Here is a 14,850-nt window from a genome sequence, read left to right as displayed (position 1 = left end):
CCGGCCCGCCCCGCTTGCGAGTATCCGCCGTCATGCTAGACCCCGGCCCCATGTCCGACACGCCGCATCTGCTGCTCGTCGATGACGAGCGTTCGATCCGCGAACCGCTCGCCGTCTATCTGACCAAACAGGGCTTTCGCGTGACGCAGGCCGGCGACGCCGCCTCGGCGCGCACCCGGCTGGCGGCCTATGCGATCGATCTCGTCATCCTCGACATCATGATGCCGGGCGAGGACGGGCTATCGCTGTGCCGCCATATCGCGGCGACCAGCGAGGTGCCGGTTATCTTGCTGACCGCCCGCGCCGAGGAGACGGACCGCATCGTCGGGCTGGAGATGGGCGCGGACGATTATGTGGTGAAGCCCTTCTCCCCGCGCGAACTGGCGACTCGCGCCAAGGTGGTGCTGCGCCGGACCCAGGCCGGCGGCGCGCGCGTCCATGCGCCCGACAGCGGCTCCTATGCCTTTGCAGGATGGGTGCTGAAATCGGGCGAGCGTTCGCTGGTCGACCGCGAGGGCGTGTCGGTGATGCTGTCGACGGGCGAATACAATCTGCTGCTGGCGCTCGTCAGCCGCCCGCGCCAAGTGCTGACCCGCGACCAATTGCTCGACCTGACCCAGGGACGCGAGGCCGCCGCGTTCGACCGGGCGATCGACAATCAGGTCAGCCGCCTGCGTCGCAAGATCGAGGCGGACCCGAAGTCGCCCGAGATCATCAAGACCGTATGGGGCGGCGGCTATACGCTGGCCGCCGAGGTCACCCGTCTATGATCGTCCGCCCATGACGCTGCGGCTCTGGCCGCGCCGGCTGGCGGCGCAATTGGCGCTGCTGCTCGCCGTGGCGCTGTTCGTGGCGCAGGCGATCAGCTTCACGCTGCTCCTGCGGGAGCGGCGGTCGCTCCTCCTCGAACAGATTTCGGGACCCGCCATCGCGCGCCTGAATGACGCGATCGAGCGGTCGAGCAACGGCCGCATTCCGCCCCATGAGCGTAGCCGGGTGCGCCGCGCCGCCGTCAATCCGATCCCGCCGGGCCTGCCGCGCGTGACGGGGGTCGAGACGCTGATCGGCGAGGGCTTGGTCGAGTCGGGCCATCCGGTCGGGCGGATCGTCACCGGTATCCGCCCGTTCAACCCCGCCGATTTCGACTGGCCGCGCCGCCGTTTCGGACGGCGTCATCCCGTCGACGAGCTGATGATCGCGGTCGAACTGCCCGGCCGGGGCGGCTGGCTGGTCACCCGATCGATCTGGCCGCGCGACGGCATGTTTCTGGTCTGGCGGCTTATCACCCAGACGATGATCCTGTACGGCATCATCCTGTTGCCCGTGCTGTGGATCGGCCGTCGCATCTCCCGCCCCTTGCGCGACCTGACCCGCGCGGCCGAGCATTTCGATCCGCGCGAACCGGGCGAGCCGATCCCCGAGCAGGGGCCGAACGACGTCTCCGCGCTGATCGCCGCGTTCAACGCGCTGCGCCTGCGGATCGGGGCGATGCTGGAGGAAAAGGACCGGATGCTGGGGGCCATCGGCCACGACCTGCGCACGCCCCTCGCCGCGCTGCGTGTGCGGATCGAGTCGGTCGAGGACGAGCAGGACCGGCTGCGCATGGCCGACACCATCGCCGAAATGAACAAGACGCTGGAGGACATCCTCTCGCTCGCGCGGGTCGGCCGGCCCAGCGAGGCGGAGACCGATGTCGACCTGAACGCGCTGGTCGATGCGGTGGTCGCCGACTTCCACGATCTGGGGCAGGAGGTGACGTTCGAGGAGAGCGGGCGGCTTCGGCTGAAGCTGCGCCCTTCACTGATGCGGCGTGCGGTGCGCAATCTGATCGAGAATGCGGTCAAATATGGTCATAGCGCCGATGTGCGGATCGACGCCAAGCCCAACCAGGTGGCGATCATCGTCGCCGATCGGGGGCCGGGCATCGCGCCGGATCAGCTGGAGACGGTGTTCGATCCCTTCATCCGCCTGGAAAGCTCACGCAACCGCGACACCGGCGGCATCGGCCTGGGGCTGGCGCTGGCGCGGTCGATCGTGCGCGAGGCGGGGGGCGACATCCGCCTGGCCAACCGGCCCGAGGGCGGGCTGGCGGCGACCATCACCCTGCCCCGTTAAGCGCCTCACGCATCCCGCGCGACCCGCAGCATCGCGAGCGCGGCCAGCCCCATCACCCCGGCCGCGATGGCCATCGTCCAGACCACGTCCTGCGGGAAGAAGCGGCTGACCACCGCGCCCATCACCGACGACACGATCAGCTGCGGCAACACGATAAATATGTTGAACAAGCCCATGTAGATACCCAGCTTTTCCGCTGGCAGCGCCGCCGACAGGATCGCATAGGGCATGGTCAGGATCGAGGCCCAGGCGATGCCGACCAGCGCCATCGACGCCAGCAACACCCATGCGTCCGTAATCACCAGGAACGACGCGAACCCCGTCGCGCCGCAAAGCAGCCCCAGGATATGCGTATTGCGCCGCCCGATCGCGCGCGCCAGCGGTGGCAGCGCAAAGGCCCAAAGCGTCGCCACCCCGCTATAGACCGCGAACAGCACGCCGACCCAGTTGGCGCCCTCATTGAAGGCCGCGCTCGTCGCATCGCGGGTATGGAACACCCGCTCGGCGACGATCGGCGTGGTATAGATCCACATGATGAACAGCGCCGACCAGGTGAAGAACTGGACCAGCGCCAGCCGCTTCATCGTCGCCGGCATCGCCGCCAGATCGGCCAGGATCTGGCTCAGGGCGTTCTGTGCCTTCCCGCCCCGTACCAGCGCCGCGCTGACGATCTGCGCTAGGCCGAAGGCAACGAGGCCACCGCCCAGTAGGTAGACCGGCTTGTCGAGGCCGAGCCACCCCACCGCCGCGACGATGACCGCCCCGGCGGCGATCCACAGCGGCGCGGCCCCGATCCGCGTGGAGGGCACGGCCTCGCTATGCACCGCCTGCCCCGCATCCTGCTCGGCAAAGGCGGCGATCTGCTGGGGCGAATATTCGCGCGTGGTCAAAACGGTCCACAGCACCGCGACGAACAGCGCGGCCGCGCCGATATAGAAGCCGTAGCGCACCGATGCCGGGACTTCCCCCGCCGGCGCGACATTGGCGACGTGGAAGACATCGGTCAGCAATTGCGGCGCCAGCGATCCCAGCACCGCGCCCGCGCCGATAAAAGCCGTCTGGAACGCATATCCCGCCGTGCGTTGGCGGCTGGGCAGCATATCGCCGACAAAGGCGCGGAACGGCTCCATCGAGATGTTGAGCGAGGCGTCGAGCAGCCACAACAGCATCGCCGCGGCCAGCAGCCCGCCCGCATTGGGCATGCCGATCAGCGCCAGCGTGGCCAGCACCGCGCCCGCCAGGAAATAGGGCCGCCGCCGGCCGAATCGGCTCCAGGTACGGTCGCTATAATGGCCGATGATCGGCTGGACGAGCAGCCCGGTCAGCGGTGCGGCGATCCACAGAAAGGCGAGGTCCTTTTCCGCCGTTCCCATCGACTGGAAGATCCGGCTGACATTCGCGTTCTGCAACGCAAAGCCGATCTGGATACCGAAAAAGCCGAACGAGGTGTTCCACAATCCCCAAAAGCCTTGACGCGGCTTCTCCATATCCCCTCCCAATTCATTTTTATGGTTATGATTATGGCCGCACGCTCGATCCGCGCACGACCAGGGTCGCGGGCAGCAACGTGGCGGTGCGCGGCTTGCCCGAAATCTCTGCCAGCAGCGCGCGGACCAGCAGCCGGCCCGCCGCCGCCGCGTCCTGCACCACGGTCGACAGCGGCGGATGCGCGAAGCTGGCGGCGGGAATATCGTCGAAGCCTACGACCGAGACATCGGCGGGCACGCGCCGCCCCGCCTCGGCCAGCACCCGCATCGCCGCCAGCGCGATCAGGTCGCTCGCCGCCATGATCCCGTCAAAGGCAACCCCGCGCGCCAGCAATTCGCGCGCCGCACGTTCGCCCTCTTCCTCACTGGAGATGGCGCCGACCTGCAATTCCGGGTGGCATGCCATGCCCGCCTCGGCCAGCGCATCGCAATAGCCGCGATACCGGTCGTGAAATTCGGGATAATGGTCGGTCGCGTCACCCAGAAAGGCGATCCGCGTCCGTCCTTGCGCGATCAGGTGCCGCGTCGCCGCCAGCGCGCCGGCATGATTGTCGCAACCGATCGTCAGGCCCGGCTGCCCCGGCGCGACCGATCCCCAGCGTACGAAATGCGTGCCGCGCGCGACCAGCTGGTCCAGCTGTTCGCGATAATCGGCATAATCGCCATAGCCGAGCAGGATCAGCCCATCGGCGCGGTGGCTGTCCTCATAATCGGCCTGCCAGTCATTCTCGACATTCTGGAAGGAGACGAGGAGGTCGTATCCGACCTCCGCACAACTCTCCATGATCGACCCCAACATACCGAGAAAAAAGGGATTGATCAGCGTGCGCCCCGGCGAGGGATCGCGGAACAGCAGCAGCGCCAGTGTCCGCGTCTGCCCGCTACGCAGGTTGGAGGCGGCGCGGTCGACCGTATAGTTCAGCGTCTTGGCGATCGCCTGTATCCGCGCGCGCGTCGCGGCGCTGACCGAGGGGCTGCCCCGCAGCGCACGGCTGACCGTCGGCTGCGAGACGCCGGCCATTTGCGCGATATCGAACGATGTGGGCTTTCTCTGGCCGACCACGGCTCGGGCATCCTCCTGTGCGAATGCGCTCCGGTATGACCGATCCGGGTTGGGCATGCACCATGTCGTAATAATGCAACAGGCCGAAACGGCCGCATTGAATACGTATGCGGGTTGATTGGCATTTGCCGCGATCGATTTCACAGAAAGCCCCAACAACCATACCCGTCCCTTGAAAGAAGGCGGGGTTTCCTGGAGGGGATTTCATGACGGTTCGCCCTGTGGCGCCGGCCGATGCCGCGCGTTCGTTCCTGAAGCTCGGCGTCAGCACGCTCGCGCTGGTCATCGCCGCGCCGCTCGCCGCGCAGAATTATGCGATCGTGCCCGATCCAGCGGCCAAGACAGCCGACAGCGCCAATCCCAATGATGGCGCCGCCGCCCAGCCCCAGACGCAGACGCAGGGCGAAGCCGACAGCACCGATATCGTCGTCACCGGCTTCCGCGCCGCGTTGGAAAACGCCGTCGCCGAGAAGAAGAACCGCGATCTGGTCGTCGAGTCCGTCTCGGCCGAGGATATCGGCAAGCTGCCCGACGCCTCGATCGCCGAGTCGATCGCCCGCCTGCCCGGCGTCACGTCGCAGCGCGTCAACGGCCGCTCCAACGCGATCTCGATCCGCGGCTTCGCCCCCGACTTCTCGACCACGCTGCTGAACGGTCGCGAACAGACCTCGACCGGCGACAATCGCGCGGTGGAATATGACCAGTATCCGGCCGAAGTCGTCAATCAGGTCCTGATCTACAAGACCGCCAATGCCGCGCTGATCGGCCAGGGCCTGTCGGGCACCGTCGACCTGAAGACCATCCGCCCACTCGACTATGGCAAGCGCGTCTTCTCGGTCGGCACGCGAGGCACCTATGCCGATATCGGCAAGCTGAATGCGGGGTCGAAGGACTTCGGCTATCGCGCCACCGCGACCTATGTCGACCAGTTCGCCGACGACACGATCGGCGTTGCGCTGTCCGCCAGCTATCTCAACGAACCATACCAGATTCAGGAAGGCAATGCTTGGGGCTATGCCGACACGACGGTCGGCGGCCAGCCGGCGAAAGTCATCGGCGGCTCCAAATCCTATGTCACCTCGACCACGCTGAAGCGCCTGGGCCTTTCGGGCACGGTGCAGTGGCAAATGAGCGACCATTTCACCAGCACGCTCGACGGCTTCTATTCGGACTTCAACGACGACCAGATCAAGCGCGGTATCGAATTGCCGCTGGCCTGGGGTTCGGGCACGTCGCTGACCAACCCGGTCGTGGCCAACGGCCTCGTCACCTCGGGCACCTTCAACAATGTCGAAGGCGTGATCCGCAACGACTCGTTCCAGCGCAAGGCCAAGCTGTATTCGTTCGGCTATAACGGCAAGTATAAGGGCGATGACGGCTGGAGCGCGATGCTGGACCTCAGCTATTCGCGCACCGATCGCGACGAGATAACGCTGGAGACCTATAGCGGCACCGGCTATGGCCAGGGCTTCGGCGCGACCGATACGATCGGTTTCACCACAGGGCGGAACGGCACCGTCTTCAAGCCGACGCTGAACTATTCCGACCCGAACCTGATCCAGCTGACCGACCCGCTCGGCTGGGGCGGCCAGACGCGCCAGACCGGCTATTTCAACGATCGCAAGGTCACCGACGAGATCAAGCAGTACCGCGTCGAGATCGAGCGCGAGGTCGCAACGCCGATCGTCCATGCCGTCCGCTTCGGCCTGAACTATACCGACCATTCCAAGTCGCTGGCCCCCAACGAGTCGTTCGTTACCCTGCCCGGTGGCGCCACCATCGCGCCGTTGCCGCAACAATATCGCCAGGCGCCGACCGACCTGACCTATCTGGGTCTGGGCCCGATGCTCAGCTATGATCCGCGCGCCTTGTTGGCGGGTGGCGTCATCGTCCTGACCCCGAACACCAGCCCGGACGTGCCCGCCAAGGCGTACACCACGACCGAACATCTGATGACCGCCTATCTCCAGGCCGATCTGCGGGCGCAGCTGGGCGCGGCCGAGTTGACCGGCAATGTCGGCGTGCAGGCGGTCGGTACCGAGCAGAAGTCGCGCGGGCTGATCTATAACGGCACCGGCTATACCAACATCGTCCAGGGCGACGATTATTGGGACATCCTGCCCAGCGCCAACCTGTCGCTGCGCCTGCCCAGCGACTGGGTGTTCCGCGTCGCCGCCGCGCGCCAGATGATGCGCCCGCGCTTCGACGACATGCGGGTCGCGCTGTCCTATGGCTTCGATGCGCAGCAGGGCATCATCTCGGGCAATGGCGGCAACCCGTTCCTCCGCCCGATCCGCTCGAACTCGTTCGACGTGACGGTCGAGAAGTATTTCGGCACGCGCGGCTATCTGGCGGCGCAGGGCTTCTACAAGGATCTCAAGAGCTTCGTCTACAATTTGGAGCAGCCCTATAACTATACCGGCCTGCCCCTGCCCGCCGCCATTCCCGCCGGCATCCCGCTTCAGGGTCGTATCACCCGGCCGATCAACGGCACCGGTGGCAAGATCTACGGCGTCGAGCTGGCGGGCACCTTGCCGCTGGGTCAGGTGGTCGGCTTCCTCGACGGCTTCGGCCTGACGGGCGGCGGGTCGTACACCAAGACCGAGATCACCCCGACGCCGGGCGGCGAGCCCGAGGACATTCCCGGCTATTCGCGCTGGGTCGCCAACGGCACCGCCTATTTCGAGAAATGGGGCCTGAACATCCGTGGCTCGGTCCGCTACCGCTCGACCTTCGTGGGTGAGCTGTCGGGCTTCGGCGCCAATCGCGTCCGCCGCCGCGCCATCGACGAGACGATCGTCGACGGCCAGATCGGTTATGACTTCCAGGAGGGCACGTTCAAGGGGCTGTCGCTGTTCCTTCAGGGCCAGAACCTGACCGACACGCCGTTCGTCACCACCAATGGCGGAAACCGCGAGCAGGTGATCGACTATCAGAGCTATGGCCGACGCTTTCTCGCCGGGTTTACCTATCGCTTCTGATGACCCTATCCCGCGCTGGTTCGATGATCGGCGCGGGCCTTTGTGAGACGCCGCATGGACGCCGCCCCTTCGACAGACCGTATCGCAAGGCCCGCGATCCCACAGGCAGCCATCACACAGCGCGTCGTGATCGTCGGCGGCGGCACCGCCGGATGGATGGCGGCGGCGGCACTGGCGCGGTTCGTCCCCGCCTCCACGCGCATCACCCTGATCGAATCCGATGCGATCGGCACGGTCGGCGTCGGTGAGGCGACCATTCCCGGCATCCGCCTGTTCAACCAGATGCTCGGCCTCGACGAAGCCGCGTTCCTGCGCGCCACCAACGGCAGCTTCAAGCTGGGCATACGGTTCGAGGGCTGGTCTGGCGAGGGCAGCGGCTATCTCCACGCCTTCGGCAGCATCGGGCGCGGCCTGGGGCTGGTGCCCTTCCACCATTACTGGCTGCGCGGCGGTGGCGCGGCGAACCCGGCTTCGCTGTGGACCCATATGGCGAGCGCGCAGGCCGCGATGGCGGGCCGCTTCGCCCCCGATCCGGGCCGCCCCGACCTGCCAAGCGGGCTGGCCTGGGCCTATCATTTCGACGCCTCGCTTTACGCCGCGTTGCTTCGCCGCCATGCGGAAGGCGCGGGCGTGGCACGGATCGAGGGCCGGATCGCCTCGGTCGCACGCGACGCGGCCGGGCGGATCGAGCATGTCGAGTTGGAGGGCGGGCACCGCGAGGTGGGCGACCTTTTCATCGACTGTTCGGGCTTTCGCGCGCTGCTGATCGGCGAGACGCTCGCCGAGCCGTTCGACGACTGGTCCGAACTCCTCCCCTGCGACCGCGCGCTGGCGGTGGCGGGCGAGCGGGCCAGCCCCCTGCCCCCCTATACCCGCGCGATCGCGCACGGGGCCGGCTGGCGCTGGCGCATCCCGCTTCAGCATCGCACCGGCAATGGGCTGGTCTATGACAGCCGGTATCTGTCGGATGACGAGGCGACCGACCGGCTGCTGACCGCGCTGGGCGGCGAGGCGATGGGCGATCCGCGCCCGTTGCGCTTCATCACCGGACGGCGGCGGCGCGCATGGGTCGGCAATTGCGTCGCGCTGGGGCTGGCGGCGGGGTTCCTGGAACCGCTGGAGTCGACCAGCATCCATCTGATCCAGTCGGGGATCGCGCGGCTGCTCGAATATTGGCCGGGGCCGACGCTCCAGCAGACCGAGGTCGATGCCTATAACCGCCTGACCGAGACCGAATGGCTGGGCATCCGCGACTTCCTGATCCTGCACTACCACGCCAATGCCAGGGCCGAGCCATTCTGGACCGAGCGTCGCACGGTGCCCCTACCCGACAGCCTCACCGCGCGGATCGCACTGTTCCGCGCCAATGGCCGTATCCAGCGCGAGGGCGACGAACTTTTCGCCGAGCCCGCCTGGGCGCAGGTCATGATCGGACAGGGCATCCTGCCCGCCGGCCATCACGCCCTCGCCGACGCGCTGTCGGCGGACGAGCTGGACGATTTTCTCAGCCTCACCCGGCGTCACGCCGCGCAGGTGGCCAGCCGGCTGCCGACGCACGACGCCTTCCTCGCCGCGCATTGCGCCGCGCCTGCCCAAAAGGTTGCCCCATGAAAAAGCTGCTGCTCGCCCTGCTCGCGACCGCCACACCGCTCGCCGCACAGGATTATCGCCAGCGCCTGCCGCAGGACGAGGTGATCTATTTCGTCCTGCCGGACCGGTTCGAGAATGGCGACACCGCCAATGATCGCGGCGGGCTGAAGGGTGGTCCGCTGACCACCGGCTTCGATCCGACGCACAAGGGCTTCTACCATGGCGGCGACCTGAAGGGGCTGACCCGGCGGCTCGACTATATCCAGGGGCTGGGCGCGACCGCGATCTGGCTGGGGCCGATCTTCAAGAACAAAGCCGTGCAGGGGGCCAAGGGACAGGAGAGCGCTGGCTATCACGGCTACTGGATCACTGACTTCACCACGGTCGACCCGCATCTGGGGACCGAGGCCGATCTGCGCGCCTTCATTACGGCCGCGCATGGCCGGGGGATGAAGGTCTATATGGACATCATCGTCAACCACACCGCCGACGTGATCCAGTATCGCGAGTGCGCGGAAGGGTCGCCCTGTCCATATCGCGACCGCGCGACCTATCCCTATCAGCGGCGCGGCGGCGTGAAGGGCGCGGCGATCAATCCGGGCTTTCTGGGCGACGATGTACAGACCGCAGCGAACTTTGCGAAGCTGACCGACCCCACTTACGCCTATACGCCCTATGTCCCGGCGGCGGAGAAGAACGCCAAGACCCCCGCCTGGCTCAACGATCCGATCTATTACCACAATCGCGGCAACACGACGTTCGAGGACGAAAGCTCGACCACCGGCGATTTCTCCGGGCTGGACGATCTTTATACCGAGAACCCGCGTGTCATCGCGGGCATGATCGACATTTACGGCGGCTGGATCGACCGGTTCGGGATCGACGGCTTCCGCATCGACACCGCCAAGCATGTGAACCCGGAGTTCTGGCGCAGTTTCGTCCCCGCCATGCTCAACCGCGCCAAGGCCAAGGGCATCCCGAACTTCCATATCTTCGGCGAGGTGACGGCCGGCATGGACCCCGGCGCCCTCGCCCGCTGGACCAAGATCGCCGACTATCCGGCGGTCCTCGACTTCGCGTTCATGAACGCGGTGATCCAGACGGTCGCGGAGAACAAGCCGACGCGTGTCCTCTCCAACCTGTTCGAGGGCGATGTACTCTATGCCAAGGAAGAGGCGACGGCCGACATCCTCCCGACCTTCCTCGGCAATCACGACCATGGCCGCTTCGCGCGTGATGTCCGGGAAGCAAACCCCAATGCCTCGGACGCGGAAATCCTGAAGCGGGTCGAACTGGGCCACGCGATGCTGCTGACTTTGCGCGGCGTGCCGACCATCTATTCTGGCGACGAGCAGGGGTTCGCGGGCGACGGCAACGACCAGGATGCGCGCGAGGACATGTTCGCCAGCAAGGTCGCCAGCTACAACGACAACACGCTGGTCGGCACGTCCAAAACGACCGCAACCAACAGCTTTGTTCCTACCCACCCGCTCTATCGCGAGATCGCGGCGCTTGCTCGTCTGCGCACCGCTAACCCGGCCCTGACGCGCGGGCGGCAGGTGATCCGCGCGCGCGGCGATGTGCCCGGGTTGTTCGCCGTGTCCCGCTTCGATCCCGCCACGGGTCGCGAATATCTGATCGCCTTCAATACCTCGGCCAAGCCGCTCACCCAGGCCGTGCAGGTGGAGACAGCATCGGAGCGGTTCGCGACCCTAGCCGGGACCTGCTCGCCCACCGCCGCGGCACCGGGCAGCCTGATGTTGAATTTGCCTGCCTTCGGCTATGCCGTTTGCGCGGCGGAGAGCCGTTGATGACTGAGACCAACCCCACTGCCGCCCGCCCCTGGTGGAAGGGCGCGGTGATCTATCAAATCTACCCGCGCAGCTTCGCCGACAGCAATGGCGACGGCATCGGCGACCTGCCCGGCATCACCGCGCGGCTGGACCATGTCGCCAGCCTGGGCGTGGACGCGATCTGGCTGTCGCCCTTCTTCACCTCGCCGATGAAGGATTTCGGCTACGACGTGGCGGATTATCGCGACGTCGATCCGATCTTCGGCACGCTGAAGGATTTCGACGCGCTGGTCGTCCGCGCGCACGAACTGGGGCTGAAGGTCGTCATTGACCAGGTGTATAGCCACACCTCCGAAGACCATCCCTGGTTCGCCGAAAGCCGCGCCAGCCGCTCTAATGCGCGGGCCGACTGGTATGTCTGGGCCGACGCCAAGCCTGATGGCTCGCCGCCGTCCAACTGGCAGTCGGTCTTCGGTGGCCCCGCTTGGACCTGGGACGCGCGGCGCGGGCAATATTATCTGCACAATTTTCTGAAGGAACAGCCGCAGTTGCACGTCCATCACGCGGACGTGCAGGCGGAATTACTGGCGACCGCGCGGTTCTGGCTCGACCGTGGGGTGGACGGCTTCCGGCTCGATGCGATCAACTTCATGATGCACGAGCCGACGATGCGCGATAATCCGCCCGCGCCGAATAATGGCAAGACGCGCACCCGGCCGTTCGACTTCCAGCTGAAGCTCTATAACCAGAGCCACGCCGACATCGTGCCGTTCCTGGAGCGTATCCGCGCGACGTTGGACGAGTATGGCGACCGCTTCACCGTGGCCGAGGTCGGCGGCGACGAGGCGGATCGTGAGATGAAGCTGTTCACGGCGGGCGACCACCGGCTGAACACCGCCTATGGCTTCGACTTCCTCTATGCCGACCGGCTGACCCCGCGCATCGTTGCCGAGGCGCTGGCGAAATGGCCCGCCGAGCCGGGCATGGGCTGGCCGAGCTGGGCGTTCGAAAACCATGACGCGCCGCGTGCCGTGTCCCGCTGGACGACGCCCGAGAACCGCGAGCCTTTCGCGCGGATGAAGATGCTGTTGCTGCTCAGCCTGCGCGGCAACGCCTTTGTCTATCAGGGCGAGGAATTGGGGCTGACCCAGGTCGATGTCCCCTTCGAGCGGCTGGTCGATCCCGAAGCCATCGCCAACTGGCCGCTGACCCTGTCACGCGACGGCGTGCGCACGCCGATGCCGTGGAGCAGCAATGCGATTAACGGCGGCTTTTCAGATGCCGAGCCGTGGTTGCCGGTCGGGCCGGATCATGCCGCGCTGGCGGTCAATCGGCAGGATGGCGACCCGGACTCGCTGCTGAACCTCACCCGCCGCCTCGTCCGGCTGCGCGCCGAGACGCCCGCGCTGGCGGTCGGCGACCTGACGCTGCTTCACGCCGATGACCAACTGCTCGCCTTTGAGCGGCGCGAGGGCGAGCAGCGGCTGCTGTGCCTGTTCAATCTGGGCGATACGCCCGTGACCCTGCCCCCTGCCCTGCCACGCGGTGGGCGGCTGCTGGTCCAGATCAATAGCGCCACCGACGAACGCCTGGGCGCGTTCGCGGCGGCGATCCAGGAGATGACTGCATGAAGACGACCATTGCCTTGGGGCTCGGCCTGATCGCCGGAGCGGCGCAGGCCCAGAACGGCCCCGCCGATCCGGCGGTCAACGAGACGTTCAAATTTGCCAAGCCCGCCGGACAGCCCGACGCGATCGAAACCTCGCCGAACGGCCAGATCACCGTGCAGGTGTCGACCGACAATGACGGCCGCGCGGTCTATATGATCGCGCGGAACGGCAAGGCGATCGTCGCGCCCTCGCGCCTCGGCATGATGTTCACCGACGCGGCCAAGATCGAGCGCGGCATGAAGATCGAGTCCGTTGCCCACGCCAAGTCCGACACCAGCTGGACCCAGCCCTGGGGCGAGTGGCGCACCATCCGCGACAATCACCGCGAGATGCGCGTCCGCCTGATGGAATCGAGCGCGCTCCACCGCCGCTATGACGTGGTGTTCCGGGTGCAGGATGACGGCGTCGGCTTCCGCTACGAATTTCCCGAGCAGCAGGCGCTTCCACACGCCAACATCGCCGAGGAGCTGACCGAGTTCAACATCGCGCAAGACGGCACCGCCTGGTGGAAGCCCGCCTTCCTCTGGAACCGCGAAGAATATCTCTACAACCGCACGCCCATTGGCGCGGTCGGCACGGCGGCGACGCCGATCACGATGAAGCTGGACGACGGCACGCACATCGCCATCCATGAGGCGGCTTTGGTCGACTATGCCAGCATGGCCGTCATGAAGACCGAGGGGAACAGCTTCAAGGCGGTGCTCACCCCCGGTTCGGGCGCGCCCAAGGTGGTGAAGACCGGCGCCTGGACGACGCCCTGGCGGACCTTCCTGATCGCCCCCGATGCGGGCGGGCTTTACATGAGCCATCTGATGCTCAACCTGAACGAGCCCAACAAGCTGGGCGACGTGTCCTGGGTGAAGCCGGGCAAGTTCGTCGGCGTCTGGTGGAAGATGATCAAGGGCGAATGGAGCTGGGCACGCGGCCCGCGCCACGGCGCGACCACCGCGAACGTGAAGACCTATATCGACTTCGCCGCCAAATACGGCATCCCCGGCGTGCTGGTCGAGGGGTGGAATATCGGCTGGGACGGTGACTGGGCGGGCAATGGCTCGGCGATGCAGTTCGCGACCCCGGCGGAGGATTTCGACGCCGACTATCTGGCGAAGTACGCCAAGTCGAAGGGCGTCTCGCTGATCGGCCATCATGAGACGGGCGGCGCGGTCAGCCATTATGAGAGCCAGTTCGACCCGGCCTTCAAGTTCGCCGCCGATCACGGCGAGCACGTCGTCAAGACCGGCTATGTCGCCGATGCCGGGCAGATCGAGCGGGTGAACGCGGACGGCTCGGTCTCACGTGAATGGCATGAGGGCCAGTGGATGGTGAACCACCATCTGCGCGTGTTGGAAGCCGCTGCGAAGTATAAGGTTTCGATCGACGCGCATGAGCCGGTCAAGGATACCGGCCTGCGCCGCACCTATCCCAACTGGCTGGCGCGGGAAGGCTCGCGGGGCATGGAATATAACGCCTGGCCGGGCAAGAACCCGCCCGAGCATGAGGTCAACCTGGCCTTCACCCGGATGCTCGAAGGCCCGATGGACTTCACCCCGGGCGTGCTCAGCCTGACCGGCAGCGACAACAGCCCGATCCAGTCGACCATCGCCAAGCAGCTGGCGCTCTATGTCGTGCTCTACTCGCCGGTGCAGATGGCGGCCGATACGCCGGAGAATTACGCGAAATACCCGGAAGCCTTCCGGTTCATCGCGGATGTGCCGGTGGACTGGGAGGACAGCCGCGTCCTGAACGGCGAGGTGGGCGATTACGTCACCTTCGCCCGGCGGGACCGGAAGAGCCGGGATTGGTATGTCGGCTCGATCACCGACGAGAATGCGCGGGAACTGACCGTGACGCTCGATTTCCTCGATCCTGGCAAGACCTATGAGGCGCAGGTGTACAAGGACGGCCCCGGCGCGACCTATGCGACCGATGCCCGCCATTCGATCGCGTTCGAAACCAAGCGGGTGAAGAAGGGCGATACGCTGACGCTCTCGCTCGCCCCCGGTGGCGGCCAGGCGATCCGATTGAAGGCGCTGTAAGACCTATTCCTCCCCCATAGGGGGAGGGGGACCATGCGGAGCATGGTGGAGGGGTATCGCCGGTCGCGAGGTTGATTAGACCTCGCCGACCGGGACACCCCTCCGTCAGGCCTTC

At 66.3% G+C, this 14,850-nt stretch carries 9 protein-coding genes; 7 read left to right on the top strand and 2 right to left on the bottom strand.

Annotated features, from left to right (window positions below; all coding sequences use genetic code 11):
* Positions 1-50 precede the first annotated feature (50 nt).
* Positions 51-770 carry a response regulator gene (locus ACQKJZ_RS04955; RefSeq protein ID WP_007404208.1) on the top strand — a complete coding sequence of 240 codons (720 nt, stop codon included), beginning with the start codon at positions 51-53 and terminating at the stop codon, positions 768-770.
* Positions 771-780: 10 nt separating this feature from the next.
* Complete coding sequence (locus tag ACQKJZ_RS04950; RefSeq protein ID WP_427730197.1) at positions 781-2,115, top strand: sensor histidine kinase; 1,335 nt, start codon at positions 781-783, stop codon at positions 2,113-2,115.
* Between the two features lie 5 nt (positions 2,116-2,120).
* Here the strand turns inward: ACQKJZ_RS04950 and ACQKJZ_RS04945 are convergent, their stop codons facing one another.
* Complete coding sequence (locus ACQKJZ_RS04945) at positions 2,121-3,602, bottom strand: MFS transporter (RefSeq protein ID WP_427730196.1); 1,482 nt, start codon at positions 3,600-3,602, stop codon at positions 2,121-2,123.
* A 31-nt stretch (positions 3,603-3,633) separates the two neighbouring features.
* Complete coding sequence (locus ACQKJZ_RS04940) at positions 3,634-4,665, bottom strand: LacI family DNA-binding transcriptional regulator (RefSeq protein WP_427730195.1); 1,032 nt, start codon at positions 4,663-4,665, stop codon at positions 3,634-3,636.
* Positions 4,666-4,871: 206 nt separating this feature from the next.
* On the opposite strand from ACQKJZ_RS04940, the gene ACQKJZ_RS04935 reads away from it, so the two are divergent.
* The 5 genes from ACQKJZ_RS04935 to ACQKJZ_RS04915 are packed head-to-tail and all read left to right on the top strand — an operon-like array spanning position 4,872 to position 14,735.
* Positions 4,872-7,646, top strand: a complete 2,775-nt coding sequence (locus tag ACQKJZ_RS04935) for a TonB-dependent receptor (protein ID WP_427730194.1) — start codon at positions 4,872-4,874, stop codon at positions 7,644-7,646.
* 54 nt (positions 7,647-7,700) lie between these two features.
* Positions 7,701-9,257 carry a tryptophan halogenase family protein gene (locus ACQKJZ_RS04930; protein WP_427730193.1) on the top strand — a complete coding sequence of 519 codons (1,557 nt, stop codon included), beginning with the start codon at positions 7,701-7,703 and terminating at the stop codon, positions 9,255-9,257.
* The gene (locus ACQKJZ_RS04925) at positions 9,254-11,047 is read left to right on the top strand and encodes an alpha-amylase family glycosyl hydrolase (protein ID WP_427730192.1); all 1,794 of its coding nucleotides are present in this window, start codon (positions 9,254-9,256) and stop codon (positions 11,045-11,047) included. Before ACQKJZ_RS04930 ends, ACQKJZ_RS04925 begins: the two co-directional genes overlap by 4 nt.
* Positions 11,047-12,660, top strand: a complete 1,614-nt coding sequence (locus tag ACQKJZ_RS04920) for an alpha-amylase family glycosyl hydrolase (protein ID WP_427730191.1) — start codon at positions 11,047-11,049, stop codon at positions 12,658-12,660. The genes ACQKJZ_RS04925 and ACQKJZ_RS04920 overlap by 1 nt, the downstream gene beginning before the upstream one ends.
* Positions 12,657-14,735, top strand: a complete 2,079-nt coding sequence (locus tag ACQKJZ_RS04915) for a glycoside hydrolase family 97 protein (RefSeq protein ID WP_427730190.1) — start codon at positions 12,657-12,659, stop codon at positions 14,733-14,735. The genes ACQKJZ_RS04920 and ACQKJZ_RS04915 overlap by 4 nt, the downstream gene beginning before the upstream one ends.
* Positions 14,736-14,850 lie beyond the last annotated feature (115 nt).

Origin of the sequence: Sphingomonas sp. NPDC019816, assembly GCF_050274375.1 — a bacterium.
Classification (GTDB): Bacteria; Pseudomonadota; Alphaproteobacteria; order Sphingomonadales; family Sphingomonadaceae; genus Sphingomonas.
The sequence above is the reverse complement of the archived record's forward strand: the minus strand, read 5'-3'. Positions and strand labels throughout refer to the sequence as shown.

Excerpts from the sequence above, each read along its gene's own strand:
- ACQKJZ_RS04935 (WP_427730194.1), top strand. The coding sequence starts at position 4,872 with ATGACGGTTCGCCCTGTGGCGCCGGCCGATGCCGCGCGTTCGTTCCTG.
- ACQKJZ_RS04925 (WP_427730192.1), top strand. The coding sequence starts at position 9,254 with ATGAAAAAGCTGCTGCTCGCCCTGCTCGCGACCGCCACACCGCTCGCC.
- ACQKJZ_RS04930 (WP_427730193.1), top strand. The coding sequence starts at position 7,701 with ATGGACGCCGCCCCTTCGACAGACCGTATCGCAAGGCCCGCGATCCCA.
- ACQKJZ_RS04920 (WP_427730191.1), top strand. The coding sequence starts at position 11,047 with ATGACTGAGACCAACCCCACTGCCGCCCGCCCCTGGTGGAAGGGCGCG.
- ACQKJZ_RS04955 (WP_007404208.1), top strand. The coding sequence starts at position 51 with ATGTCCGACACGCCGCATCTGCTGCTCGTCGATGACGAGCGTTCGATC.
- ACQKJZ_RS04945 (WP_427730196.1), bottom strand. The coding sequence starts at position 3,602 with ATGGAGAAGCCGCGTCAAGGCTTTTGGGGATTGTGGAACACCTCGTTC.
- ACQKJZ_RS04950 (WP_427730197.1), top strand. The coding sequence starts at position 781 with ATGACGCTGCGGCTCTGGCCGCGCCGGCTGGCGGCGCAATTGGCGCTG.
- ACQKJZ_RS04915 (WP_427730190.1), top strand. The coding sequence starts at position 12,657 with ATGAAGACGACCATTGCCTTGGGGCTCGGCCTGATCGCCGGAGCGGCG.